Raw genomic sequence first — 19,604 nt, 5'->3', positions numbered from 1 at the left:
CAACAAAAAACTTACAATGATGAGAACGTTTAAATACAAACTTACCCGGAGTCTGGCCATCGCAGGACTGAGCACTATTCTGCTTGGCGCCTGTACAAAGGATTTCGAGCGTATCAATACAAATCCATATGGAATGAGCAAAGACGAACTGAAAGCAGATTTCAGGTTAGTCGGTGAGCCATTCCGCCAGATACAGTTTAATATATTCGCCGTACAACCAGGCTGGGTAATGCAGGTACAACAGAACCTGCAGGGAGATATCTACTCCGGTTACATGGGAGTACCCGGTCCATTCGGAAACTTTGGAAATAATAATTCTACCTATAACCTGATAGATGGCTGGAACCAGGTAATGTGGGGATGCGCTTACGGTTCTTATATCGATGCGCCAAACATTGCCGTAATGCCTATTGCCAGCCGTATCATGAAGGTAGCTGGTAATGAGTTTGCTGATTTCAAAGCATGGCTGCTGATCCTGAAAGTGCTCACCATGCACCGCATCAGCGATGTCTATGGTCCGATCATCTATACCAAATTTGGTATCATCAATCCGGATAAAAGCATTGATTACGATTCTCAGAAAGATGCCTATTATGCATTTTTTGCAGACCTCAATTCAGCTATCACAACTTTAACACCATTAGCCAACGATCCGCTGAAACCCTTCGCTCAATTTGATCTCACGTATGATGGATCATACAAACCATGGATCAAACTCGCTAACTCCCTGCGTTTGCGCCTCGCTATCCGCATAGCAAAAATAGATCCCGCAAAAGCGAAACAGGAAGGAGAAGCCGCACTGGCTAATCCTGTAGGATTGATGAGTGTTCCGTTAGACGATGCCCGTATCAACATAGCACCCGTAGAACATCCTTATAATGCATTCAGCGATAGCTGGAATGATATCAGGATGGGGGCGCCAATGGAGTCTATCCTCACTGGTTACAATGATCCCCGTATCAAATTATACTTTAAGACTGCCGCAGCAAAACCAGATGGTTACAAAGGTGTAAGAACAGGTATTGCCCTGCCTTCAAAAATGTACGAAGATTATTCCAGGCTCGCTACTTTCCCTTCTAAGGTACAAGTAATGACAGCTGCAGAAGCCTGGTTCCTGAAAGCAGAAGCTGCTCTGAATGGCTGGGCTGGTGCAGGTTCCGCAGCAACAAATTATGAGAACGGTGTAAAAACCTCCTTTGAACAAAATAGCATCGGTGGCCAGGCTGCAGCTTATCTTTTAGATAATACCAGCAAAGCCGCGCCATACACAGATCTCAAAAATGCCGCCAACAATGTAGCGGCAGGAGATCCTTATCTCAGCACCATCACTATTCGCTGGGAAGAAGGAGATGCCCCTGCAAGAAAGCTGGAACGCATCATCACCCAGAAATGGATCGCCATGTTCCCGGAAGGCCAGGAGGCATGGACAGAATTCCGCCGTACCGGTTATCCTAAATTGTTCCCGGTTGTAGTGAATAACAGCGGAGGAAAAATTCCCACCGCCACATTCGTTCGCCGCATCAATTTCGTGATCCCCGAGTACGCTACAAACGCGAAAGGTGTTGAAAGAGCCATTACTTTACTAGGTGGTCCAGACAACGGAGGAACCCGTCTCTGGTGGGACAAGCCATAATTATAAATAGACATAGCTCATCTAAAATGCACGGCCGGCCCTTTTGGGCCGGCTTTATTTTTTATTTAAATAAAGGGAAAGAAAAATTTATGCAGCCATCTTCAGTACTACTATCATCCGCCGTTGTGTCACTCCCTTCAACGGCTTGTTCTTTCTTCTTCTTCTTTTAAAAACCAATCCCCAAAAACAAAAATGCCGCCCTTTGCTGCAGCAAGCTCCCAGTTCCCCAAAAAATACCTTCCCCTAAAAAAAATAAAAAACCGCCCTTTGCTGCAGCAAGCTCCCAGTTCCCCAAAAAATACCTTCCCCTTAAAAAAAATAAAAAACCGCCCTTTGCTGCGCGGCAAGCTCCCTACCAAAACAAAAAAAAAGCGCAGCATGCAATGCTACGCCTTTCTATCTTTGGTTGATAAATGCTCAATTCTCCTTCAACCGCAATTCATTCTTATACTCCTTCGGCGTCTTCCCCACAATCTCTTTAAAGAACCGGTTAAAGTTAGAAAGGTTCTTAAACCCACATGAATACGCGATCTCCGCAATAGACCAATCCTCTTCCGTCAGCCGCTTACAGGCATGCCCAATCCTCACCTCATTCAGGAACTGCACAAAAGACTTCTTCGTCCTGTTCTTAAAGAACCGGCAAAAGGACTGCGGCGAAAGGTTCGTGATACTCGCAACGTCCTGTAAGGAAATCTCCTTAGAGAAGTTGTTCATCACATATTTAAACACCTCGTCTATCTTATGATTATCTTTTACATTATAAGCATGTGAATACCCCGTACTGGCCAGGTAATAACAATCCTTCGTCTCAGACAACGTTTTCAGGATCTGCAGCAAAGCAATGATCCGCTCCAATCCCTCCTTTTTAGGAAGAGAAAGGATCTCATTACGCAAAACATCCTGCGTGTTGCCAATGATCTTCATGCCACGTTGGGCACGATGAAAGAGGTCGGTAAGGGCCTTGGTTTCCGGTAAACCATAAAACTTGTCGCCAAAAATGTCCTTAGGGAAGTAGATCACCACAGATCGGGCCTTCAACGATTCGTCGTTTTTATGATATCCTTCGTCGTTATACCACACATGTGGAATATTCGGCCCCAGGAATACCATATCTCCTACGTCAAAGCTCTCAATGCTATCCCCCACGATCCGCTTACCGTGACTCTCGGTAACATACACCAGTTCACACTCTGGATGAAAATGAAAGGGAGTATTAAAGTGCGGATCACAACGTTCAATGATAGTGATCTGGTTGTCGGCAAAGGCTCCCACTTTTATCAGAATGGGTTTCATATTGCTTCCTTGATTGTTTTAGTCCTATGAAAAAGCTGACAGAGGAATTCTGCCATTTTAAATTCTATTTTGCCAAATTATTAAATTTAAGTTAAAAAAATACTAGTCCGGCCTATTATCTTCAGAATATTGTAAAGTTTTTTTCCAGCTGGCAGTCCTGACCCTCCCGGAAGCCCCTTTTCCCTCAATCCCCCCATTTCAGGGCATCTAGCCCCAAAATTCTTTTCTCTTTTATGTTTTTTTGCGTACCTTGTCTGTGCTAAATCGATTAAGCACGTACGACCAAAACTCACATGAAAGGTATATCAATCAAAGATATTGCGAAGCAGGCAGGGGTTTCACCTACTACAGTCTCCTTTGTTCTGAACGGCAAAGCCAAGGAAAAGAGGATCAGTGAGCAGGTGAGCAAAAAGATCCTGAAGCTGGCCGCTAAGCTAAAATATAAGCCAAATCAGCTGGCAAGAGGCTTGCGCACCGGCAAAACCAAAACCATAGGCCTTATCGTGGAGGACATTGCCAACCACTTCTTTGCTAATGTAGCCAAGATCGTGGAAGAAGAAGCCGATAAGTTTGGTTATAAAGTACTCTACGGCAGCACGGAAGACAATCTCGCCAAAGCCAAAGGACTCCTGGAAGTCCTGGAATATCGCCAGGTGGACGGGTATATTATTACCCCCACACCCAACCTGGATAAGGAAATAGAAATGCTCAAGAATGCGAAGAAGCCCATCGTGCTGATGGACCGTTACCTCCCCCAGATCCCTACCAACTATGTAATGGTAGACAACTTCCAGGGAGCCTACGATGCCGCAGAGTATCTCCTGAAGCTGGGTTATAGTAAAATAGCCTTCGTAACTACCACCTCAGAACAGATCCAGATGAAGGAGCGGTTGAATGGATTTACGGCGGCCATGAAAGCCCAACAGGCCAACTTCCCCCGTAAACTGCTCAAAAAGATCCCCTTTTCCGGTACCCGGGAACAGGCCGTAGATCAAATATCCGATTTCATCAAAGGCATCCCCGATCTGGACGCCATTTTCTTCGCCACCAACTATCTCGGCGTTTACGGAATTGAAAGCATAAAACAGTTAGGCTTATCAATAGGAGAGGACATTGCCCTCATCAGCTTTGATGATCACGATCTGTTCCGTCTTCATACCCCAGGTATCACCTGCGTGGCACAACCGATCCATGATATTGCCCGGAATGTGATCCAGGTGCTCATGAACGAACTCAATAATAATGATCACCAGCTAAACCAGGTAGTACTGCCCGCCACACTCATCAAACGGGAGAGTTGCAGCAAACGCGTGAAAGTAATAGCAGGTTAATAATAATATTAATACTGAAAAAAAGACTGGCAGAAATGCCGGTCTTTTTTTATGCATGAATAACGCCCAACGATACACGACTACCATAAGTTACACCTCATGTAATATTCTCCTCCGCTGATATTATTTTGCAAAATGTTATCGTCATCTTAACGCAACATCAAAAAAAAGTTAAATTTTCTTTTGCCCGTTTAACAAGATTTCCTAGTTTGCATGCGTTCGTTTTTCTGAACCAAATCTGTGCGTGTAAAATGAAAGTGTTGCGGTTGATGATCACAGGTTTTTTTTATTAGTAGAATGCTAAATCGTTTTATTAGTAGGTTCCATGAAATAACGGAGATGCGGAAAACAAAGAAAAAGATCAAGCCACTCCCATTTATCAACCTGTATTTGCACCGTACGTAATAACCTGCGTTACGGTAATGAAATTGTATTGTCTTGCAGCTGATGCATGCGTATCAGCTATCAACCGATAATGGATAACTATTTTCTATTGAGTACACATTCACGTCACAATTAAAATCTAAGGAAGCTATGCGCAGGATTATTCTTCTCGCCACGTTACTGTCTTTCTGCTTTGCCCCTCACGTTTGGGCACAGGAGAAAAAATCAGTTGCTGGTACGGTCAAGGATGTTAACGGCACCCTGTTACCAGGGGTAACAGTAAAAGAAAAAGGCACACAGAATGGTGTATTAACCACTGCAGACGGATCTTTCAGGATCAACGTTCCTGCGACTGCAACACTTGTATTTTCATTCATGGGATACGCAGCCCAGGAAGTACAGGCAGGAGAGGGCCCGATGGCTGTTATACTAAAAGAAGATTCTAAAAATCTGAATGAAGTAGTAGTAACAGCACTCGGTATTAAACGCGAAGCCCGCAAACTTGGTTACGCCATGACGGAACTGAAAGGCTCCGAACTCACCCGCACCAACTCCATCAATCCCGTTGCTGCCCTCCAGGGAAAAGTAGCAGGGGTGGACATTTCCGGAGCTGCAGGTGGTCCGCAGGCTGCTAACCGTATCATACTCCGTGGCGCAAAATCACTGAACGGTAAAGATCAGCCCATCTTTATTATTGATGGTGTGATCTTCGAAAATGAAGATGCGGACAATGCCGTGAACTTCGGTAACGTACTGAAGAATTTTAACCCGGACGATTTTGAATCTGTATCTGTACTGAAAGGTGCAGCTGCTACTGCATTATATGGTTCACGTGCCATCAACGGCGCCATCCTCATCACCACCAAAAAGGGATTAACCCGTAAAGGTATTGGTGTAGATGTCAGCCAGACGGTACAGTTCGAACATGTATACCGCGGCCCGATTGGATTGCAAAATGTATATGGTGGCGGAACAGATGGCAAATTTACAAAGGACGCACAGGGAAATGATGTGATCGTTCCCGGTGGTAACAGTTTCGGCCCTAAAATGCAGGGCCAGATGGCAAAACTCCCCAACGGTGATATAGTTCCATTCAACCCCATGCCGGACAATGCCACAGATGGCTACCAGCTGGGAAAATATTCCAATACGAATGTGGCGGTAGAAGGTGGAAACGAAAAAGCGAACTTCCGCGTTTCCTATTCCCACCTGGATAACAACAGTGTAATGCCGAACAACAAATTCTCGAGAGATGCCTTCTCCCTGAAATCCTCCGCTATCATTTCCAAATGGCTCAGCGCGGATGCCGGCTTCACTTACGCATTTTCCAAGACACTCAATCCAACCGCACAAGGTGGTGATTATACCAGCCAGAACATCGGCCGTAAATGGATCTATGTTTTCCCGCGTAACTACGATCCCGCTTACTGGAGCGCCCGCTACCTGGGTCCAAACCCAGGCAAGCAGGATCTGAACGATTACCTGGGATCTTATCCTGGCGCGGATTACTGGTTCGCACTGGAAAACGACAGGTGGACACACAAAGAGAACCTGATGACGGGTAACCTCTCCCTCAATGCAACCGCTAACGACTGGTTGAAATTCCTGGTACGCGGAACTTTCAGTAATGAACAGAATTCAGACGATCGTCGTGAATTAGGCTGGGGCGTTAACTATGGCGGCTCCCGTGGTTTATATGCATACTCTGGTATCGCCAAAACGCAATATACTTTCACTGGTATGGCCATGTTCACACCTAAGCTGAATGATGATTTCTCGCTGAATGTGAACGTAGGTGCTGAAACCTGGAACTCTGGTATCGGTAATCAATACAGTTCCAGAACTACTAACGGTTTATTGATCCCCGGAAAATTCACCGTAAGCAATAGCGCCGGCCCTGTAGATACCCGTAACAATAAAATACTGGCCCGTAAACAGATCAACTCTGTGTTTGCTGCTGCCAGTCTTTCTTATAAGAATGCCTTCTTCCTGGATGTAACAGGCCGGAACGACTGGTCTTCTGCACTCGCTTATCCAATGGGTGGCGGTAACTACTCTTACTTTTATCCTTCTGTGAGTGCCGCATGGGAATTCACCGAAACATATAAATCACAACTGCCTTCCTGGATCTCTTATGGTAAACTGAGAGCTTCATACGCAGTAGTAGGTGGAGACACTGATCCATACCAGCTGAACAGTGGTTACATCATGGAAGAACTCTGGACTGGTGCTTCAAGGGATGGATATCTTTATTATCCATACAACAAGGATACCTATCCTAATGCAGACCTGAAACCTTCCATGGCACACTCTTTTGAAGTAGGTGCAGATATCAGGTTCCTGAATAACAGGATCGGTTTGGATGTAGCATTATACAAAACAAACATCAAGGACCAGATCCTGAAACTGGATGTGCCAACAGAATCTGGCGTGAAGAATAAATTCATCAACGCCGGTAATTTCCAGAACCAGGGTATTGAGATCGCCATCAATGGCCGTCCCATTCAGAACAAGAATTTCCAGTGGGATGTAAATCTGAACGGTAGCCGCAATACCAACAAGATCATTGAACTCACACCCGGCGTGAACACTTACGAAATGGGGAATGACCAGGACGTACGTGTGATTGCACAGGTAGGTCGTCCATATGGTGTGCTGGTAACTAATTATGGTTACACACCTTTTGTGTCTACCGATCCTTCCAAGAATGGTAAACCCGTGATTGAATCATCCAGTTCCTTCCCGGTTCAATACAAACGCAGTTATGCAGAAGTAGGTAACATCACGCCTGATTTCAACCTCGGCCTGAGTAACAACTTCACTTATAAGAACTGGAACCTGAGCGTATTGCTGCAGGCGCGTGTAGGAGGAGATATCTTCTCTGCTTCTCATCAATATGGAACAGGCCGTGGTGTATTGGAAAGTACTTTACCTGGCCGTGATGCTGCTTCCGGTGGCCTCGCATGGACAGATGATCAGGGAACACAACGCAACGATGGTATGATCCCGGATGGTGTGTTCGGTGCAGGTATGAAAGGAACAACTGCAACCGGTAAAACACATGACATCAGTGGTATGAGCTATAAAGAAGCATATGATAAAGGTTACGTAAATCCTTTAACACCTTATCAGTATTACAGCATGATAGGAGAGTGGGGCATCGGGATCCGCGAAGCTTCTGTATTTGATGCATCTTATGTAGCACTGCGCGAAGTATCGCTCGGTTATACCTTCCCGGCTAAAATGATCGAACGCCTGAAACTGACAAAAGCACGTGTGATGCTGGTGGGCCGTAACCTTGGTTACCTGTTCAACAACCTGCCGGACAACATCAACCCGGAGAGCTTGCGTAACAACAGCACCTTCGCTTTCTCTGAATACGGCGGCGCTCCCTTTATCCGCAACATGGCAATAACGGTTCAACTTGGTTTCTAATTTTTCAAAAAGGATAACGATGAATATCAAACATAAATTAGGCATCGGCGTATTAGCTATCGCAACTTTCGCGAGTGCTTGTACAAAAGATTTTGCTGAATATAATACAGACCCGGAAGTATCTCCCACACTGCCACCGGAATACATGATCACCACTTCCCAGAAGGCAATGGTAGACAGGGATTTCGATTGGTACTATGATAACTACGGTTACCTGATGCGCTGGATGCAGTTCACAGTAGCCTTCCCTGCAGGAAATGTAACCGGTATGTTCGGCGCACAGAATGTGAACGATTACTACAATACTTTCTACACCAACATCGGTCGTAACCTGGTAGAGATCGAAAAGATCGTAGGCAAAATGCCGGAAGCGGAGCAGGGCCAATATCGGAACCTGATAGCCATTGCACGTATCCACAAAGCATTTGCTGCATTCCGTGTAACAGATGTGAATGGCTCTATCCCTTATACAGAGGCACTGAGAGCACGCGAAACAGCCAATTTCACACCGGTATATGATAACCAGGAAAAACTGTTTGCCACCTTCGATGAAGAATTGAAAGGTGCAGTAGATTCACTGATGAAACCTGCCGCAGGACAAATATCTTATGGCACATACGATATGTTCTACACAGATGCAAACACCGCCACTGCCAATTACGCAAAAACAGCCAACGTACTGCGCTTAAAGATCGCGATGCGTATGCTGAAACGTAACCCGGCAAAAGTGAAGCAGATAGTAGATGATGTATTGGCCAGTGCTGGTGGAGTATATACAAGTAATGCAGAAGAATGGAAATTTATCTCCGGTAAGAATTTTGCCCGTGGTGGTAACTGGGGTTCACAGGGAAATAATGCCAGCGCTGCCGGCCGCAATATGCTGGATTTCCTGCGTATGCATACAGATCCGCGCCTTCGCTTGTTCTACAAGCAGAATGGCATGACGAAAGAACGTTTCGATTACATCAAACTGGGTGGTGGTTTCCCTGAAACAGCTGTCTACAATCCGCAACGTTATATTGGCCTGCCAGTTAGCCCGGATGCAGTAACCCTTCCGGAAAACCTCAACCTGTTTGGTACTAAAACATACAGCCTTGTATTTGCAGGTGGAAGAAAAGAAGATGTAACAGTGGACACACTCTCCCAATATCAGAACAGGCTTTTTGATCTGTCTGGAGATGGTGGTGCAGATGGTTTCTACACACAACCTTTGCTTACTTATGCAGAGCTCTGCTTTATGATGTCTGAACTGTCTGTACGCAACATTATCAGCCAGGATGCAAAGGCATGGTATGATAAAGGTGTAGCAGCATCTATCCAGGCTTATGATGCTATGGGTAAGATTGCCGGCGTTGTAGAATACAGCGCTGTCACCACTCCTGAAATAGATACATACCTGCAAAATGCAGATATCGCTTTCGCAGGAACAGATGAACAGAAGATAGAAAAGATCGGTATCCAGAATTTCCTGAACCACTTCAAATCTCCATGGGAAGCCTGGGGCAGCTGGAAAAGGTTAGGCATTCCAAAGAAAGGCGGCATCCTGCCCATGGAACCAATAATGATAGGAGGCGTAGAAGGCACAATCCCTCGCCGCTGGCAGTTACCGATCCCCAACTCCTTAAACACAACGAACTACAATAACGCCCTCGCTGAAATGCAAACGAGCGGTGAGTACGGCAGCCCTAACCAGCTAACCGGACGTGTATGGTGGGATAAACAGTGATCTTGAAAAACGAAAGCCGTCTCGAAGGAGACGGCTTTTTTATTGAATTTATTTTTAAATAGAAAAGAGAAAAACTCCGCCCTTTGCAGCAGGGGGCTTTTTTTATTGTAAGAAAGCTACTTCTCTAAAAAGGGAAAATCCTACAATAAAGACCTTCCCTTAAAAAGAAAAAAAACTCCGCCCTTTGCAGCGCGGCAAAATCTCAGCAAAAACAAAAAGAGGGCTCCTTAATAAAAAACCTTCCCCAAAAGAAAAAAAAACTCCGCCCTTTGCAGCGCGGCAGAGTCTCTGCAAAAGCAAAAAGGAGGTGTCTTTTTTTACTATAATAACCAGCGCGGCAAGCCTACTGCAGCAAATCCTTAATCTCACTCAATTTCAACAAAGCCTCCACGGGTGTCAACCTATTAATATCAACAGACTCCAACTTCTCCCTGATATCCTTAAAAGTATCACTATGCGCATCAAAAATACTCAGCTGCACTTTATGCACCGGTGCCGCAATCTGCTCCATCGGCGCCGCAATATGCTGACTCTCCAATTGCGAAAGGATCTCATTCGCCCGGTCAATCAGCTGAGGCGGCATCCCCGCAATCTTCGCCACATGAATACCAAAACTATGCCTGCTACCCCCCGGCGCCAGTTTACGCAGGAAGATGATCTTATTCCCCACCTCTTTATTGGTAATATGAAAATTCTTCACCCGGCTATGTTTATTCTCCAGCTCATTCAATTCATGATAGTGCGTGGCAAATAATGTTTTAGGCCGGTGCGGCGTCATATCATGCAGGTAATCCACGATACTCCAGGCAATAGAGATGCCATCATATGTACTCGTACCACGGCCGATCTCATCTAAGATGATCAGGCTCCGCGGAGTAAGGTTATTGATGATACTGGCCGTTTCATTCATTTCCACCATGAAGGTACTCTCCCCACCACTGAGGTTATCAGAAGCCCCCACCCGCGTAAAGATCTTATCCGTCAACCCGATCTCAGCAGCAGCAGCCGGTACAAAACTCCCCATATGCGCCATGAGTGTGATCAACGCCGTTTGCCGCAACAAAGCAGATTTACCACTCATGTTGGGTCCCGTGAGGATGATCACCTGTTGTTCATTCTGGTGTAACAAGAGATCATTCGTCACATAACTCTCACCGGTAGGCAACCCCTGTTCAATCACAGGATGCCTGCCGTCTTTGATATCTATAAAGTACGCCTCCGTTACATTCGGCCGGCGGTATTTAAATTGTACAGCATTGTACGCAAAACAGAGAAGGCAATCCAACCGCCCAAGGGCTTGTGCATTACGCTGAATTGGATTGATGTATTCCTGCAAAGTGAGCAAAAGTGCATCATACAATTGTATCTCCAGCACATGGATCTTATCCTCAGCGCCGGTGATCTTCTCTTCGTATTCTTTCAGCTCCGGTGTGATATATCTTTCTGCGTTGGCCAGTGTTTGTTTCCGGATCCAGTTAGCAGGCACTTTATTTTTATGCGTGTTCGTTACTTCCAGGTAATAACCAAATACATTATTAAAGGCCACTTTGAGCGAAGGGATGCCCGTAGCTTCAGACTCTGTCTGCTGGATACGTAACAGGTATTCTTTCCCGGAAGTGGCTATTGCACGGAGGTCATCCAGTTCTGCATGTACGCCTTCGCGGATCACGCCACCTTTGTTAGCGAGCACCGGAGGATTATCCGATATTTCAGCCAGTATCTTTTCCAGGATCACCGGGCAGGGATCAAATTGCCCATGTAATTCCTGCAAAAGCACAGTGCCTGCATTGGATAATAATTCTTTAACGGCAATCACCTGTTGCAGGGAACGGGCGAGTTGCATCACTTCCCGCGGATTGATCTTCCGCAGCGGGATCTTGGATACCAGCCGTTCCAGGTCACCGACAGATTTAAGATGCTGTTGCAATGCCTTGGTACGGTCTGCTTCTTTGATCAGGTCTTCCACCGTATCCAGCCTTTCATGAATACGGGTGATATCCCGCAGGGGGAACACTATCCAGCGTTTTAATAAACGTGCGCCCATGGGCGTTAGCGTATTATCTAAAGTGCCGATGAGCGATTTCCCTTGTTCCACCGTGCTTTGCAGCAGTTCCAGGTTGCGGATGGTAAAGCGGTCCATCCAGAGGAAATCATCCTGATCGATCCGCTGAATGGCAGTGATATGCTGGAGGTTGGGATGTTCTGTATCTTTCAGATAGTGCATGGTGGCACCTGCAGCAATCACTGCATCTGAAAGGTCTTCCACACCAAATCCTTTGAGCGAATGCGTCTGGAAATGTTTATTGAGTATCTCGCGGGCATAATTATTCGTAAAGATCCACTCTTCCAGGGTGTAGGTATAGAAGCGGGAACCGAATGTTTGCCGGAAATGTTTCTGTTGCTGTTTGGCAAAGATCACTTCCGCAGGACGGAAGCTTTGCAATAATTTATCGATGTATTCAATACTGCCCTGGGCAGCAAAAAATTCCCCGGTAGAAATATCCAGGAAAGCCACGCCCGTGTTGTTCAGTCCAAAATGTACCGCTGCCAGGAAGTTGTTGTTGCTGTTATCCAGCAGTTTATCATTCACTGCCACACCGGGAGTGATCATTTCCGTTACCCCTCGTTTCACGATCCCTTTCACCGTTTTGGGGTCTTCCAGCTGATCGCAAATGGCTACGCGATGACCAGCCTTCACCAATTTGTGCAGGTAAGTGTCCAGCGAATGATACGGGAACCCCGCCAGGTCTATATAAGCCGCACTGCCATTGGCCCTTTTGGTGAGTACGATCCCTAATACCTTGGAAGCTATTACAGCATCTTCATTAAATGTTTCATAAAAATCTCCCACCCTGAAAAGCAGCACTGCATCAGGATATTTGGCCTTAATAGCCTTATGCTGCGTCATGAGAGGTGTTTCTTCCGATTTGCTTTTAGCCATGCGGCAAATATAGTAGAAAAGACAAGATCAACTAACTTCAACTATCTTTGCAGGATGCGTAAATTGAACATGCATGAACTGGGCCGGAAAACGGTGGCTGAGTTTAAGGCGGCAGATAAAACCCCGCTGGTGCTGGTGCTGGATAATGTACGGAGCATGCACAATGTAGGGTCTGTATTCAGAACGGCAGATGCCTTTTTAGTACAGGGTATTGTATTATGTGGCTATACCCCCGTACCACCGCACAGGGATATTCAGAAAACAGCACTGGGCGCTACGGAAACAGTGGAATGGCAGTATTTTCCCACAACCGTAGAGGCCGTGAACGCGTTAAAGCAAGAGGGATATACTATTATCGCCATTGAACAGGCCGCCCAAAGTGTGATGCTCGATGATTTTAAACCAACCGAAGTGCCGCTGGCACTGGTATTTGGGAATGAAGTATCCGGCGTGGATGCAGAAGTGATGAAACTGGCAGATGGTTGCATAGAGATACCACAGCTGGGCATGAAACATTCTCTAAACATTTCCGTGAGCACAGGTATTGTAATTTGGGACCTGTTCTGTAAATTAAAAACTGAAAACTAGCCATATGCGTTCACCTGTTATCCAGAATTACCTGTCGCTCGTAAAATTCAGCCATACTATTTTTGCCATGCCCTTTGCCATGATAGGATTTTTTCTGGCAGTAACCTGGGCAGGGTATTCCTTCGACTGGTCGAAACTTTTACTGGTAGTACTTTGCATGGTATTCGCAAGAAGCGCCGCCATGGCCTTCAATCGCTGGCTGGATGCGGATTTCGACAAAAAGAACCCGCGCACCGCACAAAGGGAGATCCCGGCCGGCATTATTTCCGCTTCCAATGCCTTGTATTTCGTGATCGGCAACGCGGCATTGTTCATGGTCACAACCTGGTTCATCAATCCGTTATGTTTCTTTTTATCTCCCATAGCCCTGCTCGTTGTGCTGGGATATAGCTATACCAAACGTTTTACGGCATTATGCCATCTCATCCTGGGTATTGGCCTCTCGCTTGCGCCCATTGGAGCTTTCCTGGCAGTAACAGGTCACTTTGCTGTGCTGCCCGTTTTGCTGAGTATCCTCGTATTGTGCTGGGTATCCGGTTTTGACATTATTTATGCCCTGCAGGATGAGGAATTCGATAAATCACAGCAATTGCATTCTATTCCTACCTGGTTAGGAAAAGCAGGCGGGTTGCGGTTTTCAGAAGCATTACACCTCGTGGCAGCCGGATTGGCCATCACCATTGGCCTGCTGGGAGGTTTTCACTGGTTGTACTGGATAGGTGCCGGTGTTTTTATGTTGATGTTATTGATGCAGCACAGGCTGGTAAAACCCAACGATCTTTCCCGGGTGAACCTGGCTTTCATGACAACGAACGGTATTGCAAGCGTGGTTTTTGCCCTGTTTGCCATTGCAGATATGTTTATATTAAATCAATAGGATCATGCCCCGGATAATGGCCATCGATTATGGAAAAAAGCGTACAGGGCTGGCGGTAACAGATCCGCTGAAGATCATTGCCAGTGGCCTGGGAACAGTTCCTTCACATGAGTTGATCCCCTTCCTCAAAAAATACTTTGCAGCAGAACCCGTAGAACTGATCCTGATCGGTCTTCCGCGTAACCTGGATGGCAGTGCCACAGATGCTACTGCATTGGTGGAAGAGTGCATCCGCATCCTGAAGAAACATTTTCCGGATATGCCCCTGAAAAAAGTAGATGAGCGTTTCACTTCAAAGATGGCTTTTCAGAGTATGCTGGATAGTGGAATGAAGAAAAAAGACAGGCAGAATAAGGGTTTGGTGGATGAGATCAGTGCAACGATCATACTTCAGGAATACCTTCAGCATACCACAAGCTGAAAAATCCTTACTTTTGCAGTTCAAATTTTGATCACTTACCAGATGATATTACCAATAGTCGCATATGGCAGTCAGGTTTTAAGAGAAGTAAGCCAGGATATCACACCAGATTATCCAGGTCTGCAAACGCTGATCGATAATATGTGGGAAACCATGTATGCCTCCAGCGGAGTAGGTCTCGCTGCACCACAGATCAACAAACCCATCCGCCTCTTCGTAATTGATAGTGAACAGATTATCAATAACCTGGAAGAAGATGAAGTGAACGCATACCCCGGAGATCTGGGGGTGAAACAAGTGTTCATTAATGCGGAGATCATTGATACAGAAGGAGATGAATGGGCTTATACAGAAGGTTGCCTGAGTATCCCCAAGATCCGGGAAGATGTATACCGCCCTGAAAAAGTGACCATCCGTTATATGGATGAGAACTTTAAACAGCATGAGCGTACATTCCATGGCATCACGGCCCGCGTGATCTTCCATGAATATGATCATATAGAAGGAAAACTGTTCATAGACTATCTTAAACCATTGAAAAAGCGGCTGTTGAAGAGCCGGTTGGATGATATTTCCAAAGGAAAGATCAAAGTGGATTATAAGATGACATTCTCTAAATAAATTCATTCTCAGGGGCCGGTAGATCACCGGCCCCTGTTCTTTTTATTAGGCATTCCTTAACAATTATTAAAAATTATTATGCCTAAGAATTTTATATTGTAATATTTTTCCCTATTTTAGTGCCACTATTTACGATAATTACATTTGGGAACTGCAAACACATACACTGAAGCCGAATTGGTCCAGGGTCTGAAAGACCGGGATCAGGTGATATTTGGTTACCTGTATGACAACTATTCTCCCGCACTCTACGGGGTAGTTCTTAAAGTCCTTAACGATGAATCCACATCAAGTGACGTATTGCAGGAAGTCTTTCTGAAAATTTGGCGGAGTATAGAAAAATATGACATGGAGAAGGGGCGTCTCTTTACCTGGATGCTCAATATTGCCCGCAATACTGCTATTGATTCACTGCGTTCCAAAGCCCATAAGCTGGATCAAAAAATCCAGGAGCTCAGTAACGACGTATATCATCATACAAGTCAGTTAACGGTTCATCCCTCCGTGGATCACCTGGGCCTCACCAAGGTGTTGGAAAAGCTCAACAAAGAACAACGGATCATTATTGACCTAGCTTATTACAAAGGTTGCACCCAGGAAGAAATTGCCAAGGTGCTTGATATTCCTTTGGGTACCGTGAAGACTAGAATGAGAAACGCTATTATTCAACTTAGAAATATTTTAAAAACAGTATAGCAAAAGTGGATGTACAACGTTACATATCATCCGGTATAATTGAAAGCTACGTGGCTGGCTTAGCTACGGACCAGGAGGTCCGGGAGCTGATGGCTGCGATAGCACAATACCCGGAAATAAAAGCTGCGGCAGATGCTGTTCGGCTTGATATGGAGCGCTATATCATCATGCAATCCGTTCCTCCGCCACCTACCGTGAAAGACAGGATCTTCCAGATAGTGAATAATGAAGGAGTGGATACTGTTGTTCCGGTAACCGGCAGCACCAGCGCCAGTTTAATGGACGAAGCCTATGCGCACGAAGAAGAACCTGCAAAGGTAATTTCCGCCGCACGCAAATGGCAATGGGTAGCAGCAGCTGCTGTTGCAGGTTTGATCACCAGCATCGCATTCAATGTTACTTATCTCAATACCAGCAAGGAATGGAAAGGCAAATACGAAGCCCTCCTTGTTGATCAGACTAAAGTACTCGCACAGAATGAAGTGTACCAGACCCAGCTGAAGGAATCAGATAATATGCTGGCCATGATGCGCAGTCCTGAAGTGAAAGCAGTACGCATGTTCACCGCTTCCAAAGACAGACCTAATTTACTGGCCACTGTATTCTGGAACCCGAAAACGAAAGACGTTATCCTTACTGTTAATAATCTCCCTGAACCAGCTGCCGATCAGCAATACCAACTCTGGGCCATTGTAAATGGCGTACCGGTAGATGCTGGCGTATTTGAAATGGGTGATACTGCTAAAGGCTTCCAGAAAATGAAAGCCATCGAAGGCGCGCAAATGTTTGCCGTTACCCTTGAGAAGAAGGGCGGCAGTCCCACACCAACACTCACCGCTATGTACTTAGCCGGTAAAGTATCCAGCTGATAATATTTCTCCTTCCTTCCATAATAATGAATTTCCTTAAATTTGCCAGATGCGCAAGTTTCTGCTACAACTGTTATTATTATTGCCCTGCACATACGTATTCTCTCAGGACACCGCTTTTAAGTACAAAGGCATGACCATTAACCTGGACGAAGTGGTGGTGAAAGCTAAACGTGTAGGCTTCGACGTGAATGGATTTATCAAAAGGGTAGAGGATGATACTACCTTCTACCGCGCATTCAAGAACCTCCGCCTCATTGGCTTTACTGCTGATAACGATATCCGCGTCACAGATAAAAAAGGTGGCAAAACCATCGCCTCCCTCAAAAGTCACACCCGCCAGATCATGACCGGTAACTGCCGTAAGATGGAAGTGATAGACGAAAAAACGACCGGCAACTTCTACACAAAAAAAGGAGACTATAATTATTATACCGCAGAACTCTACGCCAATCTCTTTTTCACACAGGGAACCGTTTGCGGAGATGATGGCGGATCAGGTAAAGGAAGCCTCGCACGGCATAAGAATCAGTTGAAACAACTGATCTTCAATCCCGGCAAACCCATCAACGGCGTGCCTATCGTAGGAAATAAAGTAGCCATTTTTGACCGGGACCTGATGAAGTTCTATGATTTTTCCATCACCTCAGAAGCACATGTGGATGGCACGGATTGTTATGTGTTCAGCGCCACCATGCGGAAGGATCTCAACAGCATAGACCGCGCAGAAATAGTAATAAATGAACTGATCACCTATTTCAATAAAGAAACCATGGAAATAGTAGGAAGGAAATATTCCCTGTCCTATAAAACAATGGTCTTCGATTTTAATGTAAGGATGAATGTGCAGATGACGAAGAAAGATGATCTCTTATTACCCGCCCTTATTACATATAGCGGTACCTGGAATGTGCCTTTCAAGAAGCGGGAAACCGCTGATTTTACTGCGAAGTTTACAGATTTCGGGAAATAAAAAAGGGGGAAGTTTTAAACTTCCCCCTTTTTTTATCTTATCAAAGTAACAGTGCCCTGTTTCTTATAGTATTTCTGCGTCAGCTCATCCACATACTCTACGATCCATACATAAGTGCCTACCGGCGCCATCTGCCCGTTATGCAGCCCATTCCAGGAAACGCCAGGATCAGAAGTAAAGAATACAAAATCTCCCCAGCGGTTATAAATACTCAAACGGTACTGGCCTAAGATACATCGGTACACCGGCCGGAATACATCATTCCGCCCATCCCCGTTAGGACTGAAACCCGTTGGTAAAAAGAGCGTGCAATTACATTCCTGGTAATAAATATTTACAGAATCTGTAGCCCTGTTACACACATTGTTGGCCACAATAGCATAAATGCCCGGTTGTGAAACAAGGAAGGTAGCAGTAGAAGTACTGTCCTGCCATTTATAATTTATACCTGCACCACGTGGCGTTAAAGTCAGTGTTTCTCCCATACATAACACGGAATCTTCTCCCAGCGTTACTCTCAGGCTATCCTGAAATTGAACGTGTATGGTATCTCTTTCAATACATCTGCCTATTTGCACCGTCACATTATAATATCCGGAACTGTCCACGTGATAAGTGGCCTGATCAGATCCATCCTGCCATAAATAATTACCCGTTCCAAAATCTGCACTCAGCACAACGAAATTAGGATAACACAAAGTGGTATCATTTCCCAGGCTGAAATCACGTAAGCGGCTGTATCGCACTTCAATGGTATCCACTACATCGCAGATGCCGTTAACCGTCATGAACACAGAATAATTGCCAGCCCTGTTTACATTGATCATAGGTTGCGTGGCACGGGTATTCCAGATATAAGCTGAACCCTCCGGCCTCGTAGCATCCAGTATCACAGACTCACCGGGGCAAAGCAAAGTATCAGGGCCAAGACTATATGGATAAGGCGTGCCGGTGAAGGTAATGGTCACCTGGTCCGTAAAGTCCCCGCAACCGGCAATGGTGGCTATAACAGAGTAAGTTCTGGTAACACCGCTGGCCACAATCGTAGGAGTAGTTTCTCCTGTACTCCAAACGTAGGTAGCATTTTGCGCGGTAGCATCCAGTGTCAGCAATTCATCCGTACACAATGTTCTGTTCGGCCCCAGATCAAAAGTGGGCAGCGGAGAATAGAACACATTCGCGGAATCTATTTCCATACATCCATTGATAGCTACATGGTATGTAGCCATTTGCGAAACAATGAAAGTATTGGTGCCGGGAACAGTATCTTCTAAATAATACCAGGTATAGGTAGCGCCGGGAATAGCAGGTGCCGTTAAAGTAGTGGTGCCATTCTCACAAAGCGTAAGGTCTGGTCCCAGGTCAATACCCAAACGGTTTACAATAGTAATGGTCTGCGTTGTGATATCTTCTACCCCTCCGCGGTACGCTTTCAGCGTAACCCTATAGATACCGGGAGTTTTATACACATAAGAAGCGCTGTCTATACTATTGGAGGAATCGATCGGAAGTGCAGGCGGAGTCACAAAATACCACTTCACAGAATCAATCGTTGTGATATCGTCTGTTATCCTGAATTTCACGGTATCGTTAATACAGGTAGTGCTATAGATAAAGTTTGTGAGCAGGGGACGGTTACCGGCTTTGACTATATGAATAGCAAAGGCACTCAGGAACAGAATAGTCAGGATACTGGTCAGGTTTTTCTTGGGACGCATTATGCTACTAAATTAGTAGAAAAAATGATATGTAGAATGTTTTTAATAAAATAATTAATATGAAATTAAGATGAAACGCAGGTGTATAGGCAGATCTT

The 19,604-nt window shown here is 45.5% G+C and carries 15 protein-coding genes; 11 read left to right on the top strand and 4 right to left on the bottom strand.

Going from position 1 to position 19,604, the window contains the following annotated elements:
• The first annotated feature begins 16 nt into the window (after window positions 1-16).
• Window positions 17-1,633 (top strand): RagB/SusD family nutrient uptake outer membrane protein, encoded by a 1,617-nt coding sequence (locus GFS24_RS12825; RefSeq protein WP_253906440.1) that lies wholly within the window; start codon window positions 17-19, stop codon window positions 1,631-1,633.
• Window positions 1,634-1,770: 137 nt separating this feature from the next.
• Here the strand turns inward: GFS24_RS12825 and GFS24_RS12820 are convergent, their stop codons facing one another.
• Entirely contained in the window at window positions 1,771-2,013 is a 243-nt protein-coding gene (locus GFS24_RS12820) for a hypothetical protein (RefSeq protein WP_153659952.1), read from the bottom strand.
• Window positions 2,014-2,050: 37 nt separating this feature from the next.
• Window positions 2,051-2,926: an AraC family transcriptional regulator gene (locus GFS24_RS12815; RefSeq protein WP_153659951.1), complete on the bottom strand. Its 876-nt coding sequence runs from the start codon at window positions 2,924-2,926 to the stop codon at window positions 2,051-2,053.
• A gap of 293 nt (window positions 2,927-3,219) precedes the next feature.
• Here GFS24_RS12815 and GFS24_RS12810 point away from each other — a divergent pair, with 293 nt between their 5' ends.
• From GFS24_RS12810 to GFS24_RS12800, 3 genes are all read left to right on the top strand, one after another.
• A complete protein-coding gene (locus tag GFS24_RS12810) occupies window positions 3,220-4,257 on the top strand; it encodes a LacI family DNA-binding transcriptional regulator (protein WP_153659950.1) in 1,038 nt (345 codons plus the stop codon).
• A 534-nt stretch (window positions 4,258-4,791) separates the two neighbouring features.
• The gene (locus GFS24_RS12805; protein WP_153659949.1) at window positions 4,792-8,076 is read left to right on the top strand and encodes a SusC/RagA family TonB-linked outer membrane protein; all 3,285 of its coding nucleotides are present in this window, start codon (window positions 4,792-4,794) and stop codon (window positions 8,074-8,076) included.
• A gap of 19 nt (window positions 8,077-8,095) precedes the next feature.
• A complete protein-coding gene (locus tag GFS24_RS12800) occupies window positions 8,096-9,802 on the top strand; it encodes a SusD/RagB family nutrient-binding outer membrane lipoprotein (protein ID WP_153659948.1) in 1,707 nt (568 codons plus the stop codon).
• A gap of 343 nt (window positions 9,803-10,145) precedes the next feature.
• On the opposite strand, the gene mutS is transcribed toward GFS24_RS12800, so the two are convergent.
• On the bottom strand, window positions 10,146-12,743 hold the full coding sequence (gene mutS / locus GFS24_RS12795) for a DNA mismatch repair protein MutS (RefSeq protein ID WP_153659947.1): 2,598 nt from the start codon (window positions 12,741-12,743) through the stop codon (window positions 10,146-10,148).
• A gap of 54 nt (window positions 12,744-12,797) precedes the next feature.
• Between mutS and GFS24_RS12790 the strand changes: the two genes are divergently transcribed.
• The 7 genes from GFS24_RS12790 to GFS24_RS12760 all read left to right on the top strand — a co-directional run bounded on the left by GFS24_RS12790 (window position 12,798) and on the right by GFS24_RS12760 (window position 17,788).
• Window positions 12,798-13,331 carry an RNA methyltransferase gene (locus tag GFS24_RS12790; protein WP_153659946.1) on the top strand — a complete coding sequence of 178 codons (534 nt, stop codon included), beginning with the start codon at window positions 12,798-12,800 and terminating at the stop codon, window positions 13,329-13,331.
• A gap of 4 nt (window positions 13,332-13,335) precedes the next feature.
• A complete protein-coding gene (locus tag GFS24_RS12785; protein ID WP_153659945.1) occupies window positions 13,336-14,208 on the top strand; it encodes a UbiA-like polyprenyltransferase in 873 nt (290 codons plus the stop codon).
• A gap of 4 nt (window positions 14,209-14,212) precedes the next feature.
• Window positions 14,213-14,629 (top strand): Holliday junction resolvase RuvX, encoded by a 417-nt coding sequence (gene ruvX, locus GFS24_RS12780; RefSeq protein ID WP_153659944.1) that lies wholly within the window; start codon window positions 14,213-14,215, stop codon window positions 14,627-14,629.
• Between the two features lie 42 nt (window positions 14,630-14,671).
• Window positions 14,672-15,250: a peptide deformylase gene (gene def, locus GFS24_RS12775; protein ID WP_153659943.1), complete on the top strand. Its 579-nt coding sequence runs from the start codon at window positions 14,672-14,674 to the stop codon at window positions 15,248-15,250.
• 144 nt (window positions 15,251-15,394) lie between these two features.
• Window positions 15,395-15,946: an RNA polymerase sigma factor gene (locus tag GFS24_RS12770; protein WP_153659942.1), complete on the top strand. Its 552-nt coding sequence runs from the start codon at window positions 15,395-15,397 to the stop codon at window positions 15,944-15,946.
• Window positions 15,947-15,996: 50 nt separating this feature from the next.
• Window positions 15,997-16,815, top strand: coding sequence for an anti-sigma factor (locus GFS24_RS12765; protein ID WP_153659941.1), 819 nt, complete (start codon window positions 15,997-15,999; stop codon window positions 16,813-16,815).
• A gap of 49 nt (window positions 16,816-16,864) precedes the next feature.
• Window positions 16,865-17,788 (top strand): hypothetical protein, encoded by a 924-nt coding sequence (locus GFS24_RS12760; RefSeq protein WP_153659940.1) that lies wholly within the window; start codon window positions 16,865-16,867, stop codon window positions 17,786-17,788.
• Between the two features lie 32 nt (window positions 17,789-17,820).
• On the opposite strand, the gene GFS24_RS12755 is transcribed toward GFS24_RS12760, so the two are convergent.
• Entirely contained in the window at window positions 17,821-19,506 is a 1,686-nt protein-coding gene (locus GFS24_RS12755) for a gliding motility-associated C-terminal domain-containing protein (protein WP_153659939.1), read from the bottom strand.
• Window positions 19,507-19,604 lie beyond the last annotated feature (98 nt).

The sequence above is a fragment of the Chitinophaga sp. SYP-B3965 genome, from assembly GCF_009647655.1.
Classification (GTDB): Bacteria; Bacteroidota; Bacteroidia; order Chitinophagales; family Chitinophagaceae; genus Chitinophaga.
The sequence above is the reverse complement of the archived record's forward strand: the minus strand, read 5'-3'. Positions and strand labels throughout refer to the sequence as shown.

Excerpts from the sequence above, each read along its gene's own strand:
- GFS24_RS12810 (WP_153659950.1), top strand. The coding sequence starts at position 3,220 with ATGAAAGGTATATCAATCAAAGATATTGCGAAGCAGGCAGGGGTTTCA.
- GFS24_RS12785 (WP_153659945.1), top strand. The coding sequence starts at position 13,336 with ATGCGTTCACCTGTTATCCAGAATTACCTGTCGCTCGTAAAATTCAGC.
- GFS24_RS12805 (WP_153659949.1), top strand. The coding sequence starts at position 4,792 with ATGCGCAGGATTATTCTTCTCGCCACGTTACTGTCTTTCTGCTTTGCC.
- GFS24_RS12760 (WP_153659940.1), top strand. The coding sequence starts at position 16,865 with ATGCGCAAGTTTCTGCTACAACTGTTATTATTATTGCCCTGCACATAC.
- GFS24_RS12790 (WP_153659946.1), top strand. The coding sequence starts at position 12,798 with ATGCGTAAATTGAACATGCATGAACTGGGCCGGAAAACGGTGGCTGAG.
- GFS24_RS12825 (WP_253906440.1), top strand. The coding sequence starts at position 17 with ATGATGAGAACGTTTAAATACAAACTTACCCGGAGTCTGGCCATCGCA.
- ruvX (WP_153659944.1), top strand. The coding sequence starts at position 14,213 with ATGCCCCGGATAATGGCCATCGATTATGGAAAAAAGCGTACAGGGCTG.
- mutS (WP_153659947.1), bottom strand. The coding sequence starts at position 12,743 with ATGGCTAAAAGCAAATCGGAAGAAACACCTCTCATGACGCAGCATAAG.
- def (WP_153659943.1), top strand. The coding sequence starts at position 14,672 with ATGATATTACCAATAGTCGCATATGGCAGTCAGGTTTTAAGAGAAGTA.
- GFS24_RS12755 (WP_153659939.1), bottom strand. The coding sequence starts at position 19,506 with ATGCGTCCCAAGAAAAACCTGACCAGTATCCTGACTATTCTGTTCCTG.
- GFS24_RS12815 (WP_153659951.1), bottom strand. The coding sequence starts at position 2,926 with ATGAAACCCATTCTGATAAAAGTGGGAGCCTTTGCCGACAACCAGATC.
- GFS24_RS12820 (WP_153659952.1), bottom strand. The coding sequence starts at position 2,013 with ATGCTGCGCTTTTTTTTTGTTTTGGTAGGGAGCTTGCCGCGCAGCAAA.
- GFS24_RS12800 (WP_153659948.1), top strand. The coding sequence starts at position 8,096 with ATGAATATCAAACATAAATTAGGCATCGGCGTATTAGCTATCGCAACT.